Here is a 10,589-nt window from a genome sequence, read left to right as displayed (position 1 = left end):
GTTTTCGTATGCTTCCAATACCATCCGTTTAAATTCAATAGTATAACCTTTTCTAGACATAAAAGTAACTCCCCCCAAGTAACAGATTTTTATTTTTTATCTGTCTACTTAGAAGGGAGCATATCAATTCGCATAATCGTTCGGATATTATTTTTATAAGATCACTTTTGTCCCAGCCTTCTTTTGTTTGGGATTTCGTTTATTCGAATGGTAGTATCCTTATGTAGCCATTAGCTATGTACAAGATCGGATACGATTTGATATGAATTTTTACGTTCTTCATGATCATATATTTGTGAATTAATAATTACTTCATCTGCTTCTGTTTCTTCAATAAATGCAGCTAATTTTTCTCTTACTACATCTTTATCACCAACAATAGTTGATTTGCTATTCACTGATTTTTCCACTGATGCTTTTTCATAAACAGTCCATTCTTGTTCAATATCATCAATTGGTGGCATTAATTGAGAAGGCTTTCCACGTATCATTGACAAGAATTGCTGTTGTTGGGAAGTCGCTAACCATTTTGCCTTTTCAGTTGTTTCCGCAGCGATAATGTTTACACCAACCATCGTCTGTGGCTTACTAAGTTGGTTTGATGGTGTAAAACGTTCTCGATATAAGCGTAATGCAGGCAATGTATAGTCAGGTGAAAAATGGCTTGCGAATGCAAACGGCAGTCCCTTTTCTGCAGCAAGGCGAGCACTAAAATCACTTGAACCAAGTAACCATAAGGGCACATTTGCGTCTTGACCTGGAACTGCTTTTACTCTCGCTGTACCAGCAAAATAGGATTCTAATTCATCAACTTGATTTGGAAAATCCTCTGGACTGCTGTTTAAAGTGCGCCTTAGTGCATAAGCAGTTGCTTGATCACTACCAGGTGCACGTCCTAATCCTAAATCTATTCGATTCGGATATAGTGCATCAAGTGTACCAAACTGCTCTGCAATCACTAATGGTGCGTGGTTTGGAAGCATTATCCCTCCTGAACCTACTCGAATTTTTTCTGTGTGACTAGCAATATGGCTGATGACGAGTGAAGTAGAAGAACTGGCGATACCTGGCATGTTATGATGTTCCGCTAACCAATAGCGATAATAGCCTAGTTTTTCCACATGTTGTGCTAAATCTGCACTATTTTGAAAAGATAACGAAGCATCATGTCCATGTAAGATAGGTGCTAAGTCTAATATTGAAAATTTAACATTGGAAAATATATTTCCCATGTAATCACTCCTTATTTTACTTGAGGATGTAAGAAATGATACGCTCAATCATAGGAAAGGTCTAATATTTTGCTTGGGGGTGGTGTTCATTCAATTAAAGCGTGTTTATGACGAAGTAAGGGAAGAGGATGGTTTTCGTATTCTAGTTGATCGTGTTTGGCCTCGGGGTGTTTCAAAAGAGAAGGCACATGTAGACGTGTGGTTAAAGGAAATTGGACCTTCGCATGAGTTAAGAAAATGGTTTCAGCATGATCCTGACAAATTTGAACACTTCAAAGAATTATATTTAGAAGAATTAGATAATGACCCGATAAAAAAAGAAGCATTGAATCAATTACGAACATACTACAAGGAATGTGGACAAGAGATCACATTAGTGTTTGCGGCGAAAGAACAGCAATATAATCATGTAGTAATTCTGAAGGAATTAATCACATAGAAAACAGTAAACTGGCCGAATATTTCCACAAAAAAAACGCCTATGCTAAAAAGCATAAGCGTTTTTTCTAAATAAGCACTAAATTAGTTTTTTACTACGTTAGCTGCTTGTGGTCCGCGGTTACCTTCTTCGATATCGAAAGTTACGCTTTGACCTTCTTCAAGTGTTTTAAAGCCTTCGCCTTGGATAGCAGAGAAGTGTACGAATACGTCGTCTTGTCCTTCTACTTCGATAAATCCAAAACCTTTGTCTGCGTTAAACCATTTTACTGTACCTTGTACCATATTTCTTTTCCTCCTAGTGTGAACCGTTCACACAATTGTATTACTATTCTTGCTCTTGCCTCAAAACGAAAACTTTACGTTACGATACTTGAAGGTGTCATCGAACAAAATAGCTACATTAATTATAGCAAGGATAAAATTAAATTGCAAGTCTATGTTCAAATTAATTATGATCTTGTTATTTTCTTTGTATTTGATTCATTTCCGTGTATAGCATCTGTATAATTTCCTCCAGCTGGCACTATGGGATAAACATTAATCTCTTCTTTAATGACAAGTCTAATATCGCCTGAAGATTCGTTGTGAAAGCTTCACGAATAATTTTTTCTGCCTTTGATTTTGTGGAAGCGTGATATCCTTTCATGCCAAAACTTTCAGCAAAAGCAAGAAAATCAGGAGAACTGATTTTTACTTGAGAATATTTATTTTTATGTTTAGATTATTACGAGAAATATGATGAAGCTTCTGTATATTCATTTGGTTACTGCCATAACCAGTAAAACAAACTACTTGTTGCTCTTTTTTGCTTACTTCAGCCCCGATGGAAACTGGTAATCCATATCTCATTGTACCAAAACCTCCAGAAGTTAGTAATTGTCGAGGACGACGAAATGGGAAATATAGTGCTGTCCAACATCAGTCGCCACAATAGTATTTTCTTTGGTATATTGGTCAACAGTACGGATAATATCATCTGGTTTTAACTTACTTGTTGATTCCGAAAATTTTGGTGAGGTATTTTTCCAGTTCACTACTTCTTCACCCTGGTTTAATGTCACTAATAAAAGGTATGGTAGGGTTCGCTTCAGTGATCGTATTACAGGTGAAACGAAAGGTTTCTCACCTCAATCAGCTGTTTGCAATACCAGTTAAGGAAATCCGTTGTAACAAATGTAATACCAGTCTTCCCTGTAGTGCGAGCGTAACCATCAGCAGCATGAATAACGGATTGCTCATGTGTCAACTGTGGGTGTAAGATATCTTTGTCTTGTTTTAACCATATTGACTGAAATACGGATCCAAAGGTGTTAACACCGATATTTTTTAACAATTGCAAAAAACAGGAACCACTGTCATGTTGATCAACTTTATTTATTTGCATTGTGATTTCATCCCTTCGCCTTTTCGTTTTAGTGTAATATACAATTAACTTTTTAAGCAGTCATACTTATCACGTAAGATAATGAAAAGGTGAAGCATAACAATGAGTAAATTATGGAAAGGATTAAGAGAAGGAGCTGACAAAGTGTCGATTATTAGAGAGAAGATAAAATTTTTATTTACCGGATATTTTGCATTGGTAATGGCAACAGGTGCTTTATCTATTGCCTCACATCTACTTGGTTTTCATGTAATAAGTCGAGTGCTGTTGTTCTGTAATATTATTTTTTATTTGGTAATAGCTATCTTAACAATTATAAGAGTTATGTTTTATTTTGAGAATGTCAAAGAAGATTTAACCAGTCATTTAAAAGGTCCAGGTTTTTTTACACTGGTTGCTGGAACGAATGTTTTTGGGAGCCAACTTGTTATTCTTGAACAATTGTACAGTATAGCATTTATATTGTGGGTTTTTTCAATCGTCTTGTGGTTCGTCATCATGTATTCTTTCTTTACTGCAGTCACTATTAGAGAGGATAAACCAACTTTAGCAGAAGGAATTAATGGTGCGTGGTTGATTGCGACCGTGGCCACTCAATCTATTGCAATATTAGGTGTTTTCTTGATTCCGTACTACAATAATCCAACGTCAATAGGTTTTATCAATTTTTTTACTGTATCGATGTTTTTATTAGGATGTATGCTTTATTTAAGTATTATTACGCTTATTTTTTATCGTTTTACATTTTTGAACTTAAAACATGCAGCATTAACACCTCCTTATTGGATTAATATGGGTGCTGTTGCAATTACGACATTAGCAGGTTCCACGATTATTATGAATGCCGCTGGTTCACCATTTATTGAACAATTCGTTTCTTTTATCAAGGGATTTACCTTATTCTTTTGGGTAACAGGCACATGGTGGATACCATTATTGGTGATTTTAATGTATTGGCGTTATATTGTTCATCGTTTTCCGATAAATTATGATTTTCAAATGTGGGGAATGGTCTTTCCACTTGCGATGTACACGACTGCTACATATCAACTTTCTGAAGCGTTAGAAATACCTTTTTTGAAAAATATTTCTCATATATTTATTTATCCAGCATGGATTACATGGACATTAGGTATTATATTACTTATCATACATCTATATTTAGATATTGTAAGAAAAAAATGACCTTGTTATTGCCAACGAAATTTAGTATGATGTAATGATGGAAATAAGAGCTATTATGAAATGAGGGATTTTGATGAAAAGCTCCATTTATTCATTGACATTTGATCAGCTGCAGGAATGGTTAGTAGAACATGGTCAAAAGAAATTCCGCGCTAAACAAGTTTGGGATTGGTTATATAAAAAAAGAGTTAATACATTTGATGAAATGTATAATTTAAATAAGGATTGCCAGCTAGTATTAGAGGAAAACTTTCATTTAGGTACACTTGAGCAGGAAGTAAAACAGGAATCCAAAGACGGAACAATTAAATTTTTATTTAAGCTTTCTGATGGTAATTTAATTGAGACCGTATTAATGAAATTTAATTATGGTTATTCTGTGTGTGTGACAACGCAAGTTGGTTGTAATATCGGCTGTTCTTTTTGTGCGAGTGGTTTATTAACGAAGAATCGAGACCTTTCTGCCGGTGAAATCGTAGAGCAAATTATGAATGTACAAAAACATTTAGATGCTAAGGGTGAAGAGGAACGTGTCAGTCATATAGTTGTAATGGGTATTGGGGAACCATTTGATAATTATGACAACACAATGGACTTTTTAAGAATCGTAAACGATCAAGCTGGGCTCTCAATTGGTGCACGACATATTACCGTTTCAACAAGTGGTTTAGCAAAAAGAATTTACGATTTTGCTGATGAGAATTTACAAGTGAATCTAGCACTGTCGTTACATGCACCAAATAATGAATTGCGAACAAAAATTATGAAGATAAATAAAGCTTTTCCTTTAGAAAAATTAATGCCAGCGATTGATTATTATTTAGAAAAAAGCAACCGCAGGATTACTTTTGAATACATTTTACTAAAAGGTGTGAATGATCATAAGGAAGAAGCTGAACAGTTAGTATCCTTATTAAAAGACAAAAAGCATTTGTCATATGTGAATTTAATTCCATATAACCCAGTTGATGAACATAATCAATATGATAGAAGTGAGAAAAAGGCGATTTTAGACTTTTATCAAATATTATTAGAGAACGGCATAAAATGTGGTGTTCGTGTTGAACATGGTACAGATATTGATGCAGCATGTGGGCAGCTTCGTAGTAAACAAATTAAAAAAGACAAGGAAAAACAAAAAGCGTAAAAGAGTATCCAAAAGGATGCTCTTTTTTGTATGAAGCAAGAAAGTATAAATGCACAAAAAGGTGTCCGGTTGTTCTTCATTTAAAGTGCAATCGATTGCTAGAAATAGATTAGATAATTTCTAAATTCACGGAATACTATTGACAGAAATATATTACATGATAATATAATATGTATGCAACCGATTGCGCAAAAAATACAAAAATGCTTGAGGGTGTCTTGCTTAGGTAGCTTGAGTAGATATTGGAAACAGTATAGATGCCTGTCTTTTATATTATAGGGGGTTGTTTCATGAATAGAAAATGGTGGAAAGAAGCAGTAGCATATCAAATTTACCCACGAAGTTTTATGGATTCAAATGGAGACGGAATTGGAGATTTGCAAGGAATTATTTCAAAACTTGATTATTTAAAAACGCTTGGTATTGATGTGGTCTGGATCAGTCCTATTTATCAATCGCCAAATGATGACAATGGATATGATATTAGTGACTATAAAAAAATTATGGACGATTTTGGAACGATGGAAGATTTCGATATGCTTCTGGAAGAAGTACATAATCGGGATATGAAGTTAATCATGGATTTAGTGATTAATCATACGTCAGATGAGCATGAATGGTTTATCGAGTCGAGGTCATCTAAAGATAATCCATATCGTGATTATTATATTTGGCACTCTGGTAATAATGGAGAAGAGCCGAACAATTGGGAATCTATTTTTGGTGGTTCAGCATGGCAATATGATGAGAAAACTTCTGAATATTATATGCATGTATTTTCAACTAAACAACCTGACTTGAATTGGGAAAATCCTGAAGTGCGTAAAGACCTCTATGCCATGGTGAACTGGTGGTTAGACAAAGGGATTGATGGTTTCAGAGTTGATGCGATTTCTCATATTAAAAAGCTCCCTGGATTTCCCGATATGCCAAATCCCGATAATAAAAATTATGTACCATCTTTCGACGGTCATATGAATCAACCCGGGATTGATAAGTTTTTAAAAGAATTTGCAAAAGAGACTATCCATAACTATGATATTATGACGGTTGGTGAAGCGAATGGTGTAACGGTGGAAGATGCTGATCAATGGGTTGATGAAAATGAAGGATATTTTGATATGATTTTTCAATTTGAGCATTTAGGACTGTGGGATATGAGTGTAGAAGGTGGCCTTGATATCCATACATTAAAAAAGACGCTTACTAAGTGGCAAAAAGGGTTAGAAGGTGTTGGATGGAATGCTCTTTTCTTAGAAAATCACGACCAGGCTCGTTCGGTTTCAACATGGGGGAATGACGAGAAGTATCGCGAGCAATCGGCGAAATGCTTGGCTACCATGTTTTTCTTTATGCACGGAACGCCATTTATTTATCAGGGACAAGAGATTGGTATGACAAATGTGCAATTTAATTCGATTGATGATTATAATGATGTCGCGATCAAGAATATGTATCACAGCGAAATTGCTGAAGGGAAATCGCACGAAGAAATTATGAAAAAAATTTGGAAGAGTGGTCGAGATAATTCCAGAACGCCTATGCAATGGAATCATGATACGAATGGAGGTTTTTCGAACGGCACGCCATGGTTGAAAGTGAATCCAAACTATAAGGAAATAAATGTTGCAGCACAGCAAAAAGATCCTTCTTCGATCTTATATTATTATAAAAAAATGATTGCTACCAGAAAACAATATGAAGTTTTAGTATATGGTAGTTATGAATTGGTGTTAGAGGATCATGATCAGGTATATGCCTATACACGTAAGCTTGGAGATCGGGGAGCACTTATTTTAGCCAATTTGTTTGAAACAGAGGCAGTTGTAAATATTCCTAATCATGTTCTTGAAAATTCGCCTGAATTGGTGTTAACGAATGTGGAAGGGAAAGTGTTATCTGAAACAATGACTCTACAGCCTTACGAAGCAAAGGTTTATATCTGGTAGTCAAGACACTCCTTGACAAAATTCAGACATTTCTTTAAACTATCAGAAAGTATAACAGATTATGTACAACAGATCATATAAATGACGATGAAGAGGAATAGTAGTAAAAGGATTAGGCTAAGAGAGGTAGCGGTTGGTGTGAGCTACCCCTAATCTGTTACGAACTCGCCTCAGATGTTACAAAAGTGAACAGGATAGTAGCTTTTGTCGTTGTCCGCGTTAAGGATTTTAAGTGGGTGTTAAAATTAACACTAATGTTGGGTGGTACCGCGGGAATCTCTCTCGTCCCATTGTGGGATTAGGGAGATTTTTTTGCGTTCAAGAACATATGTTTCGGTCTGCGTATATACATAATAGTTCGAAGGAGGAAGTAGTATATGTCATTTGATCATACTAAAATTGAAGAAAAATGGCGCAATTATTGGATAGAAAATAAAACTTTTGCAACGGATACAGGGTCTGATAAGGATAAGTTTTATGCATTAGATATGTTCCCATATCCATCAGGTGCTGGTCTGCACGTTGGGCACCCTGAAGGTTATACAGCAACAGATATCTTATCAAGAATGAAACGAATGCAAGGATATGAAGTGTTACACCCAATTGGATGGGATGCATTTGGTTTGCCTGCCGAACAATATGCGTTAGATACAGGGAATGACCCGGCAGTTTTTACAGAGCAAAATATTAATACCTTCCGTAGACAAATACAAGATTTAGGTTTCTCATATGACTGGGACCGTGAAGTAAATACAACTGATCCAAATTATTATAAATGGACACAATGGATTTTCTTAAAACTATATGAAAAAGGATTAGCTTATATTGATGAAGTACCAGTTAACTGGTGTCCAGCATTGGGTACTGTGCTTGCCAATGAAGAAGTAATAGACGGAAAAAGTGAACGCGGCGGACATCCTGTTGAACGAAAGCCTATGAAACAATGGATGTTAAAAATCACTGCATATGCCGATCGTTTATTGGAAGACTTAGATGAGTTAGATTGGCCGGAAAGTATTAAAGACATGCAACGTAATTGGATTGGCCGGTCAGAAGGTGCTGAAGTAACTTTTGATATAGATGGTCATGATGATTCATTTACAGTTTTTACAACAAGGCCAGATACATTATTTGGTGCTACTTATGCTGTGTTAGCACCAGAGCACCCATTGGTGGATAAGGTAGTAACAGCAGAGCAACTGGATGATGTAAAAGGATACTTAGATAACGTAAAGACAAAAAGTGATCTTGAACGTACAGATCTTGCAAAAGATAAAACCGGTGTGTTTTCTGGAGCTTATGCCATTAACCCGATTAATGGTAAAAAACTTCCTATTTGGGTAGCGGATTACGTTTTAATGACATATGGTTCAGGTGCAATCATGGCAGTACCAGCGCATGATGAGCGAGACTATGAGTTCGCCAAAAAATACAAACTTGAAATTATTCCTGTCTTAGATGGAGGTAATATAGAAGAAGAGGCCTTTACAGGCGATGGTCCACATATTAATTCGGAATTTTTAAATGGATTAAATAAAGAAGATGCCATCACAAAGGCGATTGATTGGTTAGAAGACAATGAAGTAGGGGAGCGTAAAGTTACGTATCGCCTTCGAGATTGGTTGTTTAGTCGTCAACGTTATTGGGGTGAACCGATTCCGGTTATTCATTGGGAGGATGGTTCCATGTCCGCTGTTTCAGAGGACGAGTTACCATTAGTACTGCCGAAAACAGCTGAAATAAAACCATCAGGAACAGGGGAATCACCACTTGCTAATATGGAAGACTGGGTCAATGTGACAGATCCTGAAACAGGTATGAAAGGTCGTCGTGAAACGAATACAATGCCACAATGGGCAGGTAGCTGTTGGTATTTCTTGCGCTATATAGACCCTCGTAATGCAGAGAAACTTGCTGATTTTAACGCATTAAAAGAATGGTTACCGGTGGATGTCTATATTGGTGGAGCTGAACATGCTGTATTACACTTATTGTATGCACGTTTCTGGCACAAGTTTTTATATGATATCGGTGTTGTCCCTACCAAAGAACCATTTCAAAAACTGTTTAACCAAGGGATGATTCTTGGTGAAAATAATGAGAAAATGAGTAAGTCTAAAGGAAATGTTGTTAATCCGGATGAAATTGTCCAAACTCATGGAGCGGACACTTTAAGGTTGTATGAAATGTTTATGGGACCATTAGATGCCTCTGTTGCATGGAGTACGAATGGTTTGGATGGTGCAAGAAGATTCTTAGATCGAGTGTGGCGCTTATTTGTAACAGATGATCACCAGTTAACTAATAAAGTAACGGAAGCAGAACGTTCCGATGATTTAGAAAAAATCTATCATGAAACAGTAAAAGTAGTAACACAAAATTTTGAGGGTTTACGCTTCAACACAGGTATTTCACAAATGATGGTATTTATTAATGAGGCATATAAAGCGGATGAAATTCCGCAAGTGTATGCTGAAGGATTTGTAAAGTTGTTATCACCAGTAGCTCCGCACTTAACAGAGGAGATCTGGCAGTTGCTTGGACATGATGACACCTTAGCATATGAACCATGGCCTACATTTGATGAAGCTAAGTTAGTGGAGAACGAAGTGGAAATAGTTATTCAAATCATGGGTAAAGTTCGTGCGAAAATGATGGTTGATAGAAATGCATCTAAAGATGAAATCGAACAAATTGCATTAGAACAAGAATCTATTAAAGAACGAATTGAAGGAAAAACTGTACGTAAAGTCATTGTAGTTCCTGGTAAGTTAGTGAATATTGTTGCGAATTAAAGATTATCAAACAAACCCGTTTTTAATACTAGAAGCGGGTTTGTTCATTACTTGAAAATATTGATTTAATAATGCATTTAAATATGTATATTATGATTGTTTCTATATATAATAAAAATTACGAAATAGTATTGACTTTTTATTTAATAGTGTGTATCATTGTAAAAGTTGACTCGTTAAAAGAGTTCGAAAAAATATTGACAGGCAAATAACCATTTGATATAATTTATTTGTCGCTTCAAAAAGACATTGATCTTTGAAAACTGAACAAAACAACCAGTATGATTTAAAACATGAAACAAGCTAGCTTATAGAAGCGAGCACAAGTAAACTTTATTGAGAGTTTGATCTTGGCTCAGGACGAACGCTGGCGGCGTGCCTAATACATGCAAGTCGAGCGCGGGAAGCAAACAGATCTCTTCGGAGTGACGTTTGTGGAACGAGCGGCGGACGGGT

At 35.9% G+C, this 10,589-nt stretch carries 9 protein-coding genes, 1 rRNA gene, 1 pseudogene and 1 other annotated feature; of the genes and pseudogenes, 6 read left to right on the top strand and 5 right to left on the bottom strand.

Going from position 1 to position 10,589, the window contains the following annotated elements:
- Positions 1–230: 230 nt before the first annotated feature.
- Positions 231–1,232, bottom strand: coding sequence for an LLM class flavin-dependent oxidoreductase (locus ACTWP4_RS22405; protein WP_443131008.1), 1,002 nt, complete (start codon positions 1,230–1,232; stop codon positions 231–233).
- An 82-nt stretch (positions 1,233–1,314) separates the two neighbouring features.
- Between ACTWP4_RS22405 and ACTWP4_RS22400 the strand changes: the two genes are divergently transcribed.
- A complete protein-coding gene (locus tag ACTWP4_RS22400) occupies positions 1,315–1,671 on the top strand; it encodes a DUF488 domain-containing protein (protein WP_443131007.1) in 357 nt (118 codons plus the stop codon).
- Positions 1,672–1,754: 83 nt separating this feature from the next.
- Here the strand turns inward: ACTWP4_RS22400 and ACTWP4_RS22395 are convergent, their stop codons facing one another.
- The 4 genes and pseudogenes from ACTWP4_RS22395 to ACTWP4_RS22380 form a co-directional block, all read right to left on the bottom strand.
- Positions 1,755–1,955, bottom strand: a complete 201-nt coding sequence (locus tag ACTWP4_RS22395) for a cold-shock protein (protein WP_018934369.1) — start codon at positions 1,953–1,955, stop codon at positions 1,755–1,757.
- Between the two features lie 241 nt (positions 1,956–2,196).
- Positions 2,197–2,528: pseudogene (locus ACTWP4_RS22390) on the bottom strand (thiamine pyrophosphate-dependent enzyme); the annotation flags it as partial.
- Between the two features lie 14 nt (positions 2,529–2,542).
- Positions 2,543–2,707: a hypothetical protein gene (locus ACTWP4_RS22385; RefSeq protein WP_443131006.1), complete on the bottom strand. Its 165-nt coding sequence runs from the start codon at positions 2,705–2,707 to the stop codon at positions 2,543–2,545.
- A 65-nt stretch (positions 2,708–2,772) separates the two neighbouring features.
- On the bottom strand, positions 2,773–3,057 hold the full coding sequence (locus ACTWP4_RS22380; RefSeq protein WP_443131005.1) for a thiamine pyrophosphate-binding protein: 285 nt from the start codon (positions 3,055–3,057) through the stop codon (positions 2,773–2,775).
- Positions 3,058–3,159: 102 nt separating this feature from the next.
- Here ACTWP4_RS22380 and ACTWP4_RS22375 point away from each other — a divergent pair, with 102 nt between their 5' ends.
- From ACTWP4_RS22375 to ACTWP4_RS22355, 5 genes are all read left to right on the top strand, one after another.
- On the top strand, positions 3,160–4,242 hold the full coding sequence (locus tag ACTWP4_RS22375; protein WP_443131004.1) for a tellurite resistance/C4-dicarboxylate transporter family protein: 1,083 nt from the start codon (positions 3,160–3,162) through the stop codon (positions 4,240–4,242).
- A gap of 73 nt (positions 4,243–4,315) precedes the next feature.
- The gene (rlmN, locus tag ACTWP4_RS22370; protein ID WP_443131003.1) at positions 4,316–5,389 is read left to right on the top strand and encodes a 23S rRNA (adenine(2503)-C(2))-methyltransferase RlmN; all 1,074 of its coding nucleotides are present in this window, start codon (positions 4,316–4,318) and stop codon (positions 5,387–5,389) included.
- Between the two features lie 290 nt (positions 5,390–5,679).
- The gene (locus ACTWP4_RS22365) at positions 5,680–7,338 is read left to right on the top strand and encodes a glycoside hydrolase family 13 protein (RefSeq protein WP_443131002.1); all 1,659 of its coding nucleotides are present in this window, start codon (positions 5,680–5,682) and stop codon (positions 7,336–7,338) included.
- A gap of 78 nt (positions 7,339–7,416) precedes the next feature.
- Positions 7,417–7,631, top strand: a binding site (T-box leader).
- 84 nt (positions 7,632–7,715) lie between these two features.
- Entirely contained in the window at positions 7,716–10,133 is a 2,418-nt protein-coding gene (leuS, locus tag ACTWP4_RS22360) for a leucine--tRNA ligase (protein ID WP_443131001.1), read from the top strand.
- 332 nt (positions 10,134–10,465) lie between these two features.
- Positions 10,466–10,589: ribosomal RNA gene (locus ACTWP4_RS22355) — 16S ribosomal RNA — on the top strand; the annotation flags it as partial.

The sequence above is a fragment of the Gracilibacillus sp. D59 genome, assembly GCF_052246695.1.
In the GTDB taxonomy this organism is placed as follows: domain Bacteria; phylum Bacillota; class Bacilli; order Bacillales; family Amphibacillaceae; genus Gracilibacillus.
The sequence above is the reverse complement of the archived record's forward strand: the minus strand, read 5'-3'. Positions and strand labels throughout refer to the sequence as shown.

Coding starts and splice junctions, on each gene's coding strand:
- rlmN (WP_443131003.1), top strand. CDS start 4,316: ATGAAAAGCTCCATTTATTCATTGACATTTGATCAGCTGCAGGAATGG.
- ACTWP4_RS22365 (WP_443131002.1), top strand. CDS start 5,680: ATGAATAGAAAATGGTGGAAAGAAGCAGTAGCATATCAAATTTACCCA.
- ACTWP4_RS22405 (WP_443131008.1), bottom strand. CDS start 1,232: ATGGGAAATATATTTTCCAATGTTAAATTTTCAATATTAGACTTAGCA.
- ACTWP4_RS22395 (WP_018934369.1), bottom strand. CDS start 1,955: ATGGTACAAGGTACAGTAAAATGGTTTAACGCAGACAAAGGTTTTGGA.
- ACTWP4_RS22380 (WP_443131005.1), bottom strand. CDS start 3,057: ATGCAAATAAATAAAGTTGATCAACATGACAGTGGTTCCTGTTTTTTG.
- leuS (WP_443131001.1), top strand. CDS start 7,716: ATGTCATTTGATCATACTAAAATTGAAGAAAAATGGCGCAATTATTGG.
- ACTWP4_RS22375 (WP_443131004.1), top strand. CDS start 3,160: ATGAGTAAATTATGGAAAGGATTAAGAGAAGGAGCTGACAAAGTGTCG.